15 protein-coding genes are annotated in these 15,228 nt (G+C 62.1%); 12 read left to right on the top strand and 3 right to left on the bottom strand.

Features of this window, described 5'->3' with window-relative positions:
- The first annotated feature begins 47 nt into the window (after positions 1 to 47).
- The 6 genes from O7A70_RS13145 (at position 48) to O7A70_RS13120 (ending at position 4,430) form a co-directional block, all read left to right on the top strand.
- On the top strand, positions 48 to 872 hold the full coding sequence (locus tag O7A70_RS13145) for an enoyl-CoA hydratase (protein ID WP_337140703.1): 825 nt from the start codon (positions 48 to 50) through the stop codon (positions 870 to 872).
- Positions 873 to 882: 10 nt separating this feature from the next.
- Positions 883 to 1,305 (top strand): VOC family protein, encoded by a 423-nt coding sequence (locus O7A70_RS13140; RefSeq protein WP_337140702.1) that lies wholly within the window; start codon positions 883 to 885, stop codon positions 1,303 to 1,305.
- Positions 1,305 to 2,087, top strand: coding sequence for an AAA family ATPase (locus O7A70_RS13135; protein ID WP_337140701.1), 783 nt, complete (start codon positions 1,305 to 1,307; stop codon positions 2,085 to 2,087). Before O7A70_RS13140 ends, O7A70_RS13135 begins: the two co-directional genes overlap by 1 nt.
- Positions 2,084 to 2,605, top strand: coding sequence for a CoA-binding protein (locus O7A70_RS13130; protein WP_140506460.1), 522 nt, complete (start codon positions 2,084 to 2,086; stop codon positions 2,603 to 2,605). Before O7A70_RS13135 ends, O7A70_RS13130 begins: the two co-directional genes overlap by 4 nt.
- Before the next feature lie 193 nt (positions 2,606 to 2,798).
- Positions 2,799 to 4,079, top strand: coding sequence for an O-acetylhomoserine aminocarboxypropyltransferase (locus tag O7A70_RS13125; RefSeq protein WP_337140700.1), 1,281 nt, complete (start codon positions 2,799 to 2,801; stop codon positions 4,077 to 4,079).
- A gap of 6 nt (positions 4,080 to 4,085) precedes the next feature.
- Entirely contained in the window at positions 4,086 to 4,430 is a 345-nt protein-coding gene (locus O7A70_RS13120; RefSeq protein ID WP_337140698.1) for a cupin domain-containing protein, read from the top strand.
- Positions 4,431 to 4,559: 129 nt separating this feature from the next.
- Here O7A70_RS13120 and O7A70_RS13115 read toward each other — a convergent pair whose 3' ends face one another.
- Complete coding sequence (locus tag O7A70_RS13115; RefSeq protein ID WP_337140697.1) at positions 4,560 to 5,810, bottom strand: cytochrome P450; 1,251 nt, start codon at positions 5,808 to 5,810, stop codon at positions 4,560 to 4,562.
- 103 nt (positions 5,811 to 5,913) lie between these two features.
- Here O7A70_RS13115 and O7A70_RS13110 point away from each other — a divergent pair, with 103 nt between their 5' ends.
- A complete protein-coding gene (locus O7A70_RS13110) occupies positions 5,914 to 7,017 on the top strand; it encodes an NAD(P)/FAD-dependent oxidoreductase (RefSeq protein WP_337140696.1) in 1,104 nt (367 codons plus the stop codon).
- A 2-nt stretch (positions 7,018 to 7,019) separates the two neighbouring features.
- Here the strand turns inward: O7A70_RS13110 and O7A70_RS13105 are convergent, their stop codons facing one another.
- Positions 7,020 to 7,613: a hypothetical protein gene (locus O7A70_RS13105; protein WP_337140695.1), complete on the bottom strand. Its 594-nt coding sequence runs from the start codon at positions 7,611 to 7,613 to the stop codon at positions 7,020 to 7,022.
- A 393-nt stretch (positions 7,614 to 8,006) separates the two neighbouring features.
- On the opposite strand from O7A70_RS13105, the gene clpP reads away from it, so the two are divergent.
- The 4 genes from clpP to O7A70_RS13085 all read left to right on the top strand — a co-directional run bounded on the left by clpP (position 8,007) and on the right by O7A70_RS13085 (position 13,361).
- Complete coding sequence (gene clpP / locus O7A70_RS13100) at positions 8,007 to 8,636, top strand: ATP-dependent Clp endopeptidase proteolytic subunit ClpP (RefSeq protein WP_027028064.1); 630 nt, start codon at positions 8,007 to 8,009, stop codon at positions 8,634 to 8,636.
- Between the two features lie 295 nt (positions 8,637 to 8,931).
- Entirely contained in the window at positions 8,932 to 10,206 is a 1,275-nt protein-coding gene (clpX, locus tag O7A70_RS13095) for an ATP-dependent Clp protease ATP-binding subunit ClpX (RefSeq protein ID WP_023759839.1), read from the top strand.
- A 274-nt stretch (positions 10,207 to 10,480) separates the two neighbouring features.
- Positions 10,481 to 12,892 carry an endopeptidase La gene (gene lon, locus O7A70_RS13090; RefSeq protein ID WP_140506451.1) on the top strand — a complete coding sequence of 804 codons (2,412 nt, stop codon included), beginning with the start codon at positions 10,481 to 10,483 and terminating at the stop codon, positions 12,890 to 12,892.
- 196 nt (positions 12,893 to 13,088) lie between these two features.
- Positions 13,089 to 13,361 carry an HU family DNA-binding protein gene (locus O7A70_RS13085; protein ID WP_027143628.1) on the top strand — a complete coding sequence of 91 codons (273 nt, stop codon included), beginning with the start codon at positions 13,089 to 13,091 and terminating at the stop codon, positions 13,359 to 13,361.
- 85 nt (positions 13,362 to 13,446) lie between these two features.
- On the opposite strand, the gene O7A70_RS13080 is transcribed toward O7A70_RS13085, so the two are convergent.
- Entirely contained in the window at positions 13,447 to 14,469 is a 1,023-nt protein-coding gene (locus tag O7A70_RS13080) for an aldo/keto reductase (RefSeq protein WP_337140694.1), read from the bottom strand.
- Between the two features lie 190 nt (positions 14,470 to 14,659).
- Here O7A70_RS13080 and O7A70_RS13075 point away from each other — a divergent pair, with 190 nt between their 5' ends.
- On the top strand, positions 14,660 to 15,226 hold the full coding sequence (locus O7A70_RS13075; protein ID WP_337140878.1) for an SIS domain-containing protein: 567 nt from the start codon (positions 14,660 to 14,662) through the stop codon (positions 15,224 to 15,226).
- Positions 15,227 to 15,228: the final 2 nt, after the last annotated feature.

Raw genomic sequence — 15,228 nt, 5'->3', positions numbered from 1 at the left:
ATATTAGATACTCTGCCAGCACGACCGGAATCGCGGAGACCTTAGCCATGGCCGAAATCCTTGCCATCAAGCCTGCTGCCGCCGACGAGGGCCCGGTCACGACGAGGCTGGATAAGGGCGTGCTGCGCCTGACGCTCGCCAATCCGCCCGCCAACGCCCTGTCGCTGGCTGTGATGGCGGCGCTGACGGCGGAACTCGACCGCGCCAAGGCCGACAAAGCCGTTCGCGTCATCGTGCTGTCGGCGGTCGGCAAGGTGTTCTGCGCCGGCCACGACCTCAAGGAAATGACCGCGCGGCGCGCCGACGCCGATCGCGGCAAGGCCTTCTTCGAAGAGACGTTTGCCGCTTGCGCGACCCTGATGCAGACCATCGTGCGCCATCCCCTGCCTGTCATCGCCGAGGTCGACGGCCTGGCGACAGCCGCCGGCTTGCAACTGGTCGCAAGCTGCGACCTTGCGATCGCCTCGCATGAGGCGACCTTCTGCACGCCGGGCGTCAATATCGGCCTGTTCTGTTCGACGCCGATGGTGGCGCTGTCGCGCAACGTCTCGCGCAAACAGGCGATGGAGATGCTCTTGACCGGCGAGACGATCGACGCGGCAACGGCGAAGGAATTCGGCCTCGTCAACCGCGTCGTGCCGCGCGAGTACCTGAATCAGATTGTCACCAAATACGCGCAAACCATTGCTTCCAAATCCTCCTTGGTGGTGAAGACCGGCAAGGAAGCTTTTTATGCGCAGGCCGAGATGGGCTTGGCGGATGCCTATGACTATACCGGCCGCGTCATGGTCGAGAACATGCTCGCGCGGGACGCGGAAGAGGGCATTGGTGCTTTCATCGGCAAGCGCAAGCCGGAATGGACGGACGAATAGGACGAGGATCATGGAACCGCGCATCTCCATCATCACCATCGCCACCGACAATTTGGATCTTGCGGTGCGTTTCTACGAGGCCATGGGTCTTAAGCGCCACGCGGGCATCACCGACGGTGTCGCCTTTTTCCAGATGGGCGGCGCCATCCTCGGTCTGTTCCCGCGCGCCAGCGCCGAGGAGGATTCGGGCATCACCTTCGCCCAGGCGCCGTCGGCCGTCTATCTCGCCTACAACACCCGCTCGGACGCCGAAGTCGACGAGGTGCTCGCCATGGCCGAGAAGGCCGGCGGGCGTATCGTCAAGCCGGCCGGCCGTGCCTTCTGGGGCGGCTGGTATGGGTACTTCGCCGATGCAGACGGGCATGTTTGGGAAGTGGCGCACAATCCGGCCTTCCCGATCGCGGAAGACGGCACGATTTCGCTGCCTGATTGATGGCTTATCGCAAGCAGCTGACACGGCTCAAGGCACCGTATCTCAAGCGCATTCTGCTCGACCCGGAGCGCGTGACGGACTGGGAGAAATACCCTTGGAACCTGCCGCTGTTTCGCGGCCACGAGTTCGAGCTCGAATTCGCCACGCCCATCACCATCATCGTCGGCGAGAACGGCACCGGTAAATCCACGCTGCTCGAGGCGATCGGCGCGCTGGCCGGCTATGACGAGGCCGGCGGCGGCAAGGGCTACCGACCGGTCGACCATGCCAGTGCCATCGACAAGAGTGGCGCCGCACTGGCGAACACATTCCGTGGCCACTGGTTGCCAAAAGTCACCGCCGGCTGGTTCTTTCGTGCTGAATCCTTTTACTCCGTGGCTCGCTATCTCGATCAGGCGGCGCTGGAGGATCCGTTCAAGCCGCCGCCGCCGGATTTCCTGTCCTGGTCGCATGGCGAAGGCTTCATCCGCTTCTTCGAGGAGCGCTGCCGCAGGCAAGGCATCTATATTCTCGACGAGCCCGAAAGCGCGCTTTCCCCGACGCGCCAGATCGAATTGCTGAAGATGCTTCGGCGCATGGACCAGTCGGGCACAGCGCAAGTGATCATGGCGACCCATTCGCCGCTGCTGATGGCCTGTCCCGGCGCGCAACTGTTCCGCATCAGCCGCTTCGGGCTCGAGCCCTCTGATTTTCGTGATACCGACCACTTCCGCATGTTGCGCGATTTCAGCAATGACCCGGATGGTTTTCTCGCTGAGGCGTTGTATGAGGACGAGGCATGAACCACGATAGCTACGACAACACCTATATCGGCGGCATCCTCAATGCGGTGAAGACCGTCGCCATGGTCGGCGCGTCGGCCAATGATGTCAGGCCGAGCTATTTCGTGTTGAAATATCTGCTGGCCAAGGGGTTTTCGGTGTTCCCGATCAATCCCGGCCAGGCCGGCAAGGAAATCCTCGGCCGGATGACCTATGCCAGGCTGGCCGACATCCCGGAGCCGATCGACATGGTCGATGTCTTCCGCAATGCAGCTGCGGTTCCCGGTATCGTCGACGAGGTGCTGGCGCTCGATCCTTTGCCGAAAGTCATCTGGATGCAGCTTGGCGTGCGCCATGACGAGGCAGCCGCCCGCGCCGAAGCCGCCGGCATCAAGGTGGTGATGAACCGCTGCCCCAAGATCGAATATGGCAAGCTCTCCGGCGAGATCGGCTGGACCGGCGTCAATTCCGGCGTCCTGTCGTCGAAAAAGCCGCTTATGCGCCAGGGCTTCCAGAGTTTTGGCGTGCGCCAGAAGTGACGTGATCCGGGATCGCTTTTTCGCAAAAGATTCCAGTCAACTGCCGGTGCGCAAAATTTTTTCGGGAAGCCATTAAGTTTCCCGTGCGTTCATTGCAGATCGCACGCCGAAAGGTATTTTCTTCTTTGCATTCCAGGCCGCGCTTCGCCAAGAATGCCCGGCGAATTTGAGAAAGTTCTTGAGGGAGGTTTCAGTGACCCGTACGCCCGGTTTCAACACGCTCGCGGTCCACGCCGGCGCCAAGCCCGATCCGGCCACCGGCGCGCGCGCCACGCCAATCTACCAGACGACCTCCTTCGTCTTCGATGACGCCGACCACGCCGCTTCGCTGTTCGGGCTGAAGGCGTTCGGCAATATCTACACCCGCATCATGAATCCCACCCAGGCAGTGCTCGAAGAGCGCGTCGCGGCTCTCGAGGGCGGCACCGCTGCGCTTGCGGTTGCATCCGGCCATGCCGCGCAGGTCATCGTGTTCCACAATCTGATGCAGCCCGGCGACAATTTCGTCGCCGCCAACAAGCTTTACGGTGGTTCGATCAACCAGTTCGGCCATGCCTTCAAGAATTATGGCTGGGAGGTACGCTGGGCCGACACCAATGATCTCTCGACCTTCGAGAACCAGATCGACGACAGGACCAAGGCGATCTTCATCGAGAGCCTGGCCAATCCGGGCGGCACCTTCGTCGATATCGAGAAGATCGGCGACATCGCCCGCAAGCATGGCCTGCCGCTGATCGTCGACAACACGCTGGCCTCGCCCTACCTCATCCGTCCGGTCGAGCACGGTGCCGATATCGTCATCCATTCGCTGACCAAGTTCATGGGCGGCCACGGCAACTCGATCGGCGGCGTCATTGTCGATGGCGGCACCTTCGACTGGTCGAAGTCGGGCAAGTACCCGATGCTGTCGGAACCGCGCCCCGAATATGGCGGCATCGTGCTGCACGAAACCTTTGGCAATTTCGCTTTCGCCATCGCCGCCCGTGTGCTCGGCCTGCGCGATCTCGGCCCGGCGATCTCGCCGTTCAATGCCTTCCTTATCCTCACCGGCCTCGAAACCTTGCCGCTGCGCATGCAGCGGCACTGCGACAACGCGATCACGGTCGCCGGCTGGCTGTCCAACCACCCCAAGGTCGCCTGGGTGAATTATCCCGGCCTGCCCAGCGACAAGAACAATGCGTTGCAGAAGAAATACTCGCCTGAAGGCGCCGGCGCCGTCTTCACCTTCGGCCTCAAGGGCGGCTACGAGGCCGGCATCAAGTTCGTCGAGGCACTCGAGCTCTTCTCGCATCTGGCCAATGTCGGCGACACCAAGTCGCTGGTCATCCACCCGGCATCGACCACGCACCGCCAGCTTTCCGACGAGCAGAAGGTCAAGGCCGGCGCTGGCCCGGACACTGTGCGGCTGTCCATCGGCATCGAGGATGTCACCGACATTGTCGCCGACCTCGAACAGGCACTCGCCAAGGTCTGACCTGACATGACCGCGCTTCTTCCCGTCGACACCAAAGGCGTCGAGCCCGGATCCGGCGCGCCCGCGCCGGATCGCCTGATCTCGGGCGATCCGAAATTCCGCACCTGGAACGTCGAGGAGCGCGACGGCGGCCTCTATGCCGGCATCTGGGAATCGACCCCCGGCAAATGGCGCATCGTTTATGACGAATGGGAATTCTGCCACATTCTCTCAGGCGTCTCGGTGATCGCCGAAGAGGGTGGGGAAGCGCGCACCGTCAAGGCCGGCGACAGCTTCGTGCTGAGGCCAGGCTTCAGGGGAAGCTGGGAAGTGCTTGAAACGACTCGCAAGGAGTATGTGATCAAGCTTTGATCATCTTGCCGCCGGATATTCGCCGGCTTCTGGGCCACGGCGTCAGCCATGCACCCGAGCAGGATCGTCACGGCGAGCGCGATCGCGCCTCTCGAAAACAATCTCATCGCAAGCCCCAGCCCACCATGGTCAGAAGCGCACGGAGAGCGCCTCCAGCCCATGGAAGTGGTAAGTGTCGCGGAAGCGGGGCTGTTCGGCAAGATGCAGTCGCGGGTGCCGCTCGAACAAAGTCTTCAGCGAAACCTGCAGTTCGAGGCGGGCGAGCGGCGCGCCGATGCAGAAATGGATACCGGCGCCGAAAGACACGTTCTTCTGGTCGGTGCGCTCCTGCCGGAAGGCCTGTGGTTCGGGAAAGGCGTGCGGGTCATGATTGGCCATGCCAAGCAAAAGTCCGATCGTCTGGCCCGGCCGCACGACGATGCCGGGCGCGATTTCGATCTCCTCATAGGCATAGCGCATGAACATGTGCAGCGGCGCGTCGAAGCGCAGGCATTCCTCGACCGTCGCTGCTGTCGCTTCCGCTGAGGTGAAGAAGCGGCGCGGGTCGCCGCCTTGCGCCAGGATGGAATGGACGGCATTGCCGGTCTGGTGCACGGTCGCTTCATGGCCGGCGTTGAGCAACAGGATGGCCGAGGAGACCAGTTCGTCCTCGGACAGTTTCTGGCCGTCTTCCTGGGCCGAGATCAGCAGCGACAGCAAGTCATCGCCCGGCTTCTTGCGCCGCTCGGTGACGTAACCGCGCAGGAAGTCGGAGAATTCGCCCGCGGCACGGTTGGCCGTGTCCTCGGTCTCGCGGATGCGGCCATGGATATACATGGCGACCATCCGATGCGACCAGTCGAGCAGTTGCGGGCCTATCTCCACCGGCACGCCGAGCATTTCGGCGATGATGGTAATCGGCAGCGGGGAGGCGAAGGCCGGCAGGAGGTCAACGGCCTTGCCAGGTTCGAAACGATCGATCAATTCGTTGGCGAGTGCCTCGACACGCGGCCGCAACCGTTCGACCTGACGCGAGACGAAGGCACGGTTGACCAATGTCCTCAGCCGCGTGTGCACCGGCGGCTCCAGTTCCAGCATCGAGTTGGCTTCGATGCCGTCAAACGCCTTGAGATGGGTCCTGCCTTGGCCGATATCGCGGCTGTCCGGGATGCCGGCCGGGTTCTGGCGGCCGAAACGGCGGTCGCGCAGCAGTCTGTTGACATCGCCAAAGCCGCCAAAACACCAGAAGCCGAACTCTTCCCAGAAAAATGCATTCGATGCGTCGTGCAGGAAGCCGTAGGCCTCGTACGGGTTCAGGAAGAAAGCCGGTTCGCGCGGGTCGAGCCTGAGCCGGCGAGTGGCTGGATCAAAGGCCAGATACGGGAGCGTCGATTTGGTCATGCCAGACCCATAGCGCGGCTTGCCAGCCCGGTTCCAGACCGTATGTTGCGTCCGACAGCCCGATGCATTGAGCCAGCCATAGGGTTGCGGAAAGTTTGGACGGATGAATGTGATCGTTGTCGGCGCGGGTATCGCCGGTCTCTCCACGGCGTGGTCTCTGGTCAAGGCGGGCCACGCCGTGTCGATCGTCGAGCAGGGGCCGATTCCCAATCCGCTGGCGGCATCGGGCGACCATCACCGTATCATTCGCCGCGCCTACCGCGCTGGAACCGGCTATGGGCGGCTGATCACCGAAGCCTATGAGGCCTGGGACGAGATGTGGGCCGATCTCGGCGAGAACCACCTCGATGCGCGCGGATTCGTCTGCGTTTCGCGCGAGCCCGGCGATGAGGCCGAGGAATACCGCGAGGGCCTGGAAGAGGGGAATTTCCCTTTCGAACTGCTGGAACCGGACGCTGCCGTCGAGCGCTGGCCGTTCCTTGAGGCCGGCTCGTTCCGCTACGCCTATTTCTCCAGGGAAGGCGGCGCGCTGCATTGCCGCGGAATAGCGGCGGGGCTCGCCAACTGGCTGCGCGCCAACGGAGCCAACGTCTACGAGCACAGCAAGGTGACGGAGATCGATGCCGAGGCCGGCCATATCGTGCTGGAAAGCGGCGAGACGATGCAGGCAGACCGCATCGTCGTTGCCGCCGGCGCCTGGGTGCTGAAGCTATTCCCCGAACTCGGCGGCGAATTGAAGACCTTTCGGACCGCGCTCGCCTATGTGGAACCGCCCGCCGATCTCAAGGCGGCCTGGGAGGCGGCGCCCGTCATTCTCGATGTCGGCGGCGAGACCGACGGCTACATGATCCCGCCCACCCGTGGCGCCGGCATGAAATTCGGCTCAGGCCTGCACAAGGTGCCGACCAGCGACGCCGACTGGAACCGCGAGCCGGTGCCGGGCGAGGGCGAGGCGATCCGCAACCTGTTTTCGCCGCCGATCGCCCGCATCGAGGAGTATAAGGTAACCGAAGTGGTCACTTGCGCCTACACCTTCACGTCAGACGAGAAATTCCTGGCGCATGAGACAGGCAAGTGCCTGGTCGTCTCCGCCTGCTCGGGCCACGGCTACAAATTTGGCGCCGCCGTCGGGCGCCGTGTTGCCAAAGCCATTGACGACAGCGATGTCGCGGGCCTCAAGGCTTGGCTGCGGGCCGAGGTGGCCTAGGCTCAGTCCTGGCAGTGCCTCGGTATATGCACGCGGCGCCACCCCGATGACCCTTCACGCACCGGCACGCGCCGCGGGACGGTCTGGTAGGCGGCGGGAATATCGATGACGCGCCTTTGCTCGGGCCGCACCAGCACCTCCTCGGCGATGCTGTCATATTGCGCCGGAACGACGACGCGCCGCGTTCGCTCGGGCTGGATCACCACCGTCTCGGCGACGCGTTGGTAGCGCGCCTTGTGCCAGACCTTGCACAGCACCCGGCGGCCATGGATCACGCGCCATTCCCAGGAATAACCGCCGCCATCGATCCTGACGGTGTGGTAGATGGTCCGGGTGATTGCCGGGACCACTTCATATTGAACCTGTGCCGGAACGGTCATCACCACGCGCTCACGCGTGCCATAGATCGGCGGATCATAGTCGACGATCTGCTGGCCGGGAGGGCTGACTATGACGTCTTCATAGACAGTGTCGTAAACGGCCGGTGTGCGGACGGGCTCGTAGCATTCGACTGCGCGGCCGCCTGCCGCCGTTTGGGAAATCGAGCCGAGCAGGGTCAGCCCGGCAATGGTGAAGCATGCGGTTTTCTCAGACACGGCACTCCCCCGTTTGAACTCCATTGCATGGCGCCCAAAAGTGAACCTCGGTTTTGGGGCAACGACATGCATAAAAACAAAGCCACAAGTTCAACGTTGAATTGTAGGGGAGGCCGTTGCGGAGAAAAGCGGTTTCGGCGCATTTCGTTAAGTGACGAGGTTAAGAAACTGCTACCTGGTGGGGCCGGCTCGGTATTTCGGGTCGGCGTGGCATCAGCTGCTGCTAATCCTTGCCCAGAAGCTTGATTCGACTTACCCAGATGGCTAGGACGGGTCGGCCTTGCACAAGGATGAGCCGGCATCCTATTTACATCTTGACGATCCAGAACCGATTCTGCCCGAGCTGCCAGCCTGTCCGGCGCCGGAATCCCACCGCGAGACAAGAGATAACTGATGAAGAATCCCGTCGAAACCTACATGAACCTCGTTCCGATGGTGGTCGAACAGACCAATCGCGGCGAGCGGGCCTACGACATTTTCTCGCGCCTCCTCAAGGAGCGCATCATTTTCATCACAGGTCCGGTCGAGGACGGCATGGCGACGCTGGTCTGCGCGCAGCTCCTGTTCCTCGAGGCCGAGAACCCGAAGAAGGAAATCAACCTCTATATCAATTCGCCGGGTGGCGTCGTCACCTCGGGCATGGCGATCTACGACACCATGCAGTTCATCAAGCCGGCCGTGTCGACGCTGTGCATCGGCCAGGCGGCCTCGATGGGCTCGCTGCTGCTGACCGCGGGCCACAAGGACATGCGCTTCGCCACGCCGAACGCCCGTATCATGGTCCACCAGCCGTCCGGCGGCTTCCAGGGCCAGGCGTCCGATATCGAGCGTCATGCCCAGGACATCATCAAACTGAAGCGTCGTCTCAACGAGGTCTATGTCAAGCACACCGGCAAGAGCTATGACGAGATCGAGAAGACGCTCGACCGCGACCATTTCATGACCGCCGATGAGGCCAAGGATTTCGGCCTGATCGACAAGGTCATTTCGTCGCGCGAGGCGGCCGAGGGAGCGTTGGCATAAAGGCTAGTTGGCAGTTGGATGGCACCATCACGCGCTTTTGGCGCGTCTTGCGTCATTTCGGCCACAATTGGCTGTTCCCTCGGAGGTCGGGATTGCCTACGTTAAGGCTATGTTGATTTTCGACGGCTTAGCTTTGCGTGGGGAAGCTGCGAATCATTGCCACGTTTTCTGATTTGTGTTTCGTACGGAATACGTTGCGGGAGCCGGAAGACTGGCGGCGGCGGATTCCCGCGATAAATAGAGTATGCGCCCTTTCAGCCAGACCATCGGCGGGCGGCCATGAAAGGACATGAAAATGAGCAAGGTCGGCAACAACAGCGGTGATTCCAAGAACACGCTCTATTGCTCGTTTTGCGGCAAAAGCCAGCACGAGGTGCGCAAGCTGATCGCCGGCCCAACGGTGTTCATCTGCGACGAGTGCGTCGAGCTGTGCATGGACATCATCCGCGAGGAGAACAAGACCTCGATGGTGAAGTCGCGCGAGGGCGTGCCGACCCCGCAGGAGATCCTCAAGGTTCTCGACGACTACGTCATCGGCCAGCCCTACGCCAAGCGCGTGCTGTCGGTGGCGGTCCACAACCACTACAAGCGCCTCGCGCATGCCGGCAAGAACAACGACGTCGAGCTGGCCAAGTCCAACATCCTGCTGATCGGCCCGACCGGCTGCGGCAAGACGCTGCTCGCGCAGACGCTGGCCCGTATCATCGACGTGCCCTTCACCATGGCGGACGCCACGACGCTGACCGAGGCCGGTTACGTCGGCGAGGACGTCGAGAACATCATCCTGAAGCTGTTGCAGTCGGCCGACTACAATGTCGAGCGCGCCCAGCGCGGCATCGTCTACATCGACGAAATCGACAAGATTTCGCGCAAGTCCGACAATCCGTCGATCACCCGCGACGTGTCGGGCGAGGGCGTGCAGCAGGCACTGTTGAAGATCATGGAAGGCACGGTCGCCTCCGTGCCGCCGCAGGGCGGCCGCAAGCACCCGCAGCAGGAATTCCTGCAGGTCGACACCGCCAACATCCTGTTCATCTGCGGCGGCGCCTTCGCCGGGCTGGACAAGATCATCTCGGACCGCGGCAGGAAAACCTCGATCGGTTTTGGCGCCATCGTCGCGTCGCCGGAGGATCGCCGCACTGGTGACGTTTTCCGCCTGGTCGAGCCCGAGGATCTGTTGAAATTCGGCCTCATTCCGGAATTCGTCGGTCGTCTGCCGGTCCTGGCGACGCTCGAAGATCTCGACGAGCCGGCATTGATCCAGATCCTGACCGAGCCGAAGAACGCGCTGGTCAAGCAATATCAGCGCCTGTTCGAGATGGAAAATGTCGACCTGACCTTCCACGAGAACGCGCTTTCGGCGATCGCCAAGCGCGCCATCGAGCGCAAGACCGGCGCGCGCGGCCTGCGTTCGATCATGGAAGCGATCCTGCTCGACACGATGTTCGAACTGCCCGCGCTCGAAGGCGTGCGCGAGGTGGTGATTTCGGAAGAGGTGGTGACCGGCAGCGCCCGGCCGCTCTACATCTATTCCGAACAGAAGGAAAAGAAGGGCAATGTCAGCGCTTGATATGGCACTTGGCCCTATATTTTTGTGGAACGGCGCCCATGCGGCGCCGTTTTGCTGTGAGGAACCGGCACACCTTCGCGATGGAATGGACTGCCGACCATGTTAACTCTTGATCTTTGGCCCGCCTGCCTCCACCTAACACGAGAAGGCCGAGGTGCCCGATTTCTGTGCTGTAAAACTCCCGTCATAAACGGTGGTAGGCGGAACGATCCCCGGTCGTTAATATAAGATTCGCGGTTGGCCTGATGGTGGCCGCGACATGAAAGGTTGGACAATGGCCAAAATATCCAAGGCTCCCAGCGACGGCGTCTTCGCAGTCCTCCCGCTGCGCGACATCGTGGTGTTCCCGCACATGATCGTTCCGCTCTTCGTCGGGCGTGAAAAGTCGATCAAGGCGCTGGAAGAGGTGATGGGTCAGGAAAAGCAGATCCTGCTTGCCACCCAGATGAATGCCGCCGATGACGATCCCGAGCCCGATGCGATCTTCGACATCGGCACGCTCGCCAATGTGCTGCAATTGCTGAAGCTGCCCGACGGCACCGTCAAGGTTCTGGTCGAGGGCGCCTCGCGTGCGAAAATCGTCTCCTTCACCGACCGTCCCGACTTCCACGAGGCCAAGGCCGCGGCGCTGGTCGAGCCGGAAGAGGAAGAGGTCGAAGTCGAGGCCCTTGCCCGCTCGGTCGTCACCGACTTCGAGAACTACGTCAAGCTGAACAAGAAGATCTCGCCCGAAGTGGTGGGTGCCGCCAGCCAGATCGACGACTATTCCAAGCTCGCCGACACGGTTGCCTCGCATCTCGCCATCAAGATCCCTGAAAAGCAGGAAATGCTGGCCACGCTTTCCGTCAAGGAGCGGCTGGAAAAGGCGATGGGCTTCATGGAAGCCGAAATCTCCGTCCTGCAGGTGGAGAAGCGCATCCGCTCGCGCGTCAAGCGCCAGATGGAGAAGACGCAGCGCGAATACTACCTCAACGAGCAGATGAAGGCGATCCAGAAGGAGCTCGGCGAAGGCGAGGACGGCCGCGACGAGGCCGCCGAGATCGAGGCGCGCATCAAGAAAACCAAGCTCTCCAAGGAGGCTCGCGAAAAGGCGGAAGCCGAATTGAAGAAGCTCAGGACGATGTCGCCGATGTCGGCTGAATCGACGGTCGTGCGCAACTATCTCGATTGGCTGCTGTCGATCCCGTGGGGCAAGAACTCCAAGGTCAAGCAGGACCTGGCCTACGCGCAGAACGTGCTCGACACCGATCACTTCGGCCTCGACAAAGTCAAGGACCGCATCGTCGAGTACCTTGCCGTGCAAAGCCGCCAGAAGAAGCTGAAGGGGCCGATCCTGTGCCTCGTCGGCCCTCCCGGTGTCGGCAAGACCTCGCTCGGCAAATCGATCGCCAAGGCAACCGGTCGCGAGTTCATCCGCATGGCGCTCGGCGGCGTGCGTGACGAAGCCGAGATCCGTGGTCACCGGCGCACCTATATCGGCTCGATGCCCGGCAAGGTCATCCAGTCGATGAAGAAGGCAAAGAAGTCCAACCCGCTCTTCCTGCTCGACGAGATCGACAAGATGGGCCAGGACTTCCGTGGCGATCCGTCGTCGGCCCTGCTCGAGGTGCTCGATCCCGAACAGAACTCGACGTTCATGGATCATTACCTCGAGGTCGAATACGACCTGTCGAGCGTGATGTTCGTGACGACGGCCAACACGCTGAACATCCCTGCGCCCCTGATGGACCGCATGGAGATCATCCGTATCGCCGGCTACACCGAGGACGAGAAGATCGAGATTGCCAAGCGGCACCTGATGCCGAAGGTGATCCGCGATCACGCGCTGCAGCCGAAGGAGTTCTCCGTCGGTGAGGACGCGATCCGCGCCATCATCCAGACCTACACCCGTGAAGCGGGCGTCAGAAGCCTGGAGCGCGAGCTGATGAAGCTCGGGCGCAAGGCGGTGACCGAGATCCTGAAGACGAAGAAGAAGACGGTGAGCATCACGGCGGCGAACCTCGCCGACTATCTCGGTGTTCAGCGCTACCGCTTCGGCCAGGTCGAGGCTGACGATCAGGTCGGTGTCGTCACCGGTCTTGCCTGGACGGAGGTCGGCGGCGAGCTGCTGACGGTCGAAGGTGTCATGATGCCCGGCAAGGGCCGCATGACGGTGACCGGCAATCTGCGCGACGTGATGAAGGAATCGATTTCGGCGGCGGCCTCCTATGTCCGCTCGCGCGCCATCGATTTCGGCATCGAGCCGCCGCTGTTCGACAAGCGCGACATCCACGTGCACTTGCCGGAAGGCGCGACGCCGAAGGACGGGCCGTCCGCGGGCGCGGCCATGGCCACGGCCATTGTGTCCGTGCTGACGGGTATTCCGGTTCGGGCCGATGTGGCGATGACTGGCGAGATAACGCTTCGCGGCCGCATCTTGCCGATCGGCGGCCTCAAGGAGAAGCTGCTCGCCGCGCTGCGCGGCGGCATCAAGAAGGTGCTGATCCCGGAAGACAACGCCAAGGATCTGGCGGAGATTCCGGACAACGTGAAGAACGGCATGGAAATCATTCCGGTCTCACGCGTCGGTGAGGTGTTGCGCCACGCGCTGGTGCGGATGCCGGAGCCGATCGAATGGGTCGAGCCGGTCAATCCGCCGGCCACGACCGACAGTGCCGACGATGCCGGAAAGTCGCTTGCGCATTAGTTTTTTCTAAAGTTGCAGCGCACAAACAGAAAGCCGGGCCTCGCGCCCGGCTTTTTCATGTGAAAAACCCCGGAATTCCGGGCTTTTTCCGCTTTTTTCCTGCCTTTTCGACTTGGTTGCGGCAACGCTTCTTTCTAAAGTCCGTTTCCTGCCGGATGAGTCGTAAGTTCCGGTGTTCTCATGGAAGGGAATTTTTATGAACAAGAACGAACTGGTGTCCGCTGTCGCCGACGCCGCGAGCATTTCGAAGGGTGACGCGCAGTCGGCGGTCGATGCAGTGTTTTCTGTCATCTCCGGCGAACTGAAGAAGGGCGGCGATGTCCGGCTTGTCGGCTTTGGCAATTTCACCGTGTCAAAGCGCGCTGCATCCACCGGCCGCAACCCCCAGACCGGCGCCGAAGTGCAGATCCCGGCGCGCACCGTGCCGAAGTTCTCGGCCGGCAAGGGCCTCAAGGACGCCGTCAACTAAGCGCATTTAATTTGCAAAAGACCAGAAAAGCCGGGCTTGCCCGGCTTTTCATTTTTGGACTCGTGTCGATCGGATCGGAAGCTCCTCAAACAGTCGGGGCGTCGGCGCGCATCAGGCCTTCCTTCTTGAGATCGGCCCAGAGCGCTGCGGGGAGTTTCGCGTCCAGCAGCGACCGGTTGCTCTCGACTTCTTCAGGCCTCTGGCCGCCGGGGATGACCGAAACCACCGACGGGTGCGACAGCGGGAACTGCAGGGCGGCCTCGATCAGCCTGATATCATGGCGTTTGCAGACGGCCTCGATGCGCGTCACGCGGTCGAGCACATCCTGCGGCGCTTCGGAATAGTTGTAGTAGGCGCCGGGCTTCGGTCCGGTCGCCAGGATGCCGGAATTGTAGGGGCCGCCGAGAACGATGCCGATGCCGCGTTTCTGGCAAAGCGGCAGGAACGATGTCAGCGCCTCCTGTTCCAGCAGCGTGTAGCGACCGGCAAGCAGGAACAGGTCGAAATCGCCGCGCTCGGCCAGCGTCTGGGCCACCTGCCACTCGTTGATGCCGCCGCCGAACGCCTTGATGACGCCTTGGTCGCGCAAGGCAAGCAGGCCATAATAGCCCGAGCGCATGAACTCATCGATGCGCTGGTCGGACGCCTCCTTGCTGCCATGGGTGAAGATGTCGACATCGTGCACGAACAGGATGTCGATGCGGTCGACGCCAAGCCGCTCCAGCGAGGCCTCGAACGAGCGCATGACGCCGTCATAGCTGTAGTCGTAGACCTCCTTGCGCGACGGCGTGTCGAAGAACTTGCCGATGCCCGTGCGCTCCTCCGGCGGGCAGGCGCGCATGATGCGGCCGACCTTGCTCGACAGCACATAGTCGTCGCGCTTCCTGGAGCGCAGGAACGGGTTGAGGCGCGTTTCCGACAGGCCGAGCCCATAGAGAGGTGCTGTGTCATAGTAGCGGCAGCCGGTCGCCCAGGCGGCCTCCAGCGTCGCATTGGCGTCCTCGTCGGAGACGGCGCGGTAAAGATTGCCGAGCGGCGCCGTGCCGAAGCCCAGCTCCGTGAAGGCGATGCCGCCATTGCCGATGCGGTCGAAATGCCGTGTCTTCATGTCTTGAAATTTTCCCGGATTGATTTGTCTGACATGACACTATCATGCTCGTGGCTCGGCAAAAGCACCGCTGAGCGTTGGACACGCATTTTCGCGGTTGCTAGCATGAACGAAATCAAGCTGTTCCGGGGAAGAGCATGATCGGAAATTGCCAATCATCTTCGACTACTGGCACGCCGGTGGCGCGGCCATGAGCAACTCCGGCTCGCAGATGTTCAGGACCGCGCTCGACGAGCTTGGCGCGGTGCTGGCGCGCGTCGACCGCGATCGGATCGACGCCGCTTGCGGGATGCTGGCGGATGCCAGACAGATCGTCGTCTATGGCTGCGGCCGCGAGGCCTTGCAGGTGAAGGGCTTCGCCATGCGGCTCTATCATCTGGGCCTGCCGGTTTCGGTCGTCGGCGACATGACCACGCCGCCTGTAGGGCAGGGCGATGTCTTGCTTGTCAGTTCCGGGCCTGGCGAAACCTCGACTGTACTCACCCTGATGCGCATTGCGCGCGAGGCCGGCGCAACCGTCCTGCTCCTGACCGCCCAGGCGGGCGGCAGCGCTGTAGGGCTAGCCGATTTGACGCTGCTGATCCCGGGGCAGACCATGGCCGACGATCAGGAGCCGCAAAAGACGTCGGTGCTGCCGATGGGCTCCGTATTCGAGGGCGCGTTGTTCCTGCTGTTCGAGATCATGGTGCTGAAACTCAGGGAGTTGAACGGTGCCTCGCCAGAAGCCATGCGCGCCCGTCACACCAACATGGAATAGAC

This window comes from Mesorhizobium sp. Cs1299R1N1, assembly GCF_037179655.1.
Taxonomy (GTDB): Bacteria; Pseudomonadota; Alphaproteobacteria; order Rhizobiales; family Rhizobiaceae; genus Mesorhizobium; species Mesorhizobium salmacidum.
This window is presented reverse-complemented; position numbering and strand designations above follow the sequence as displayed.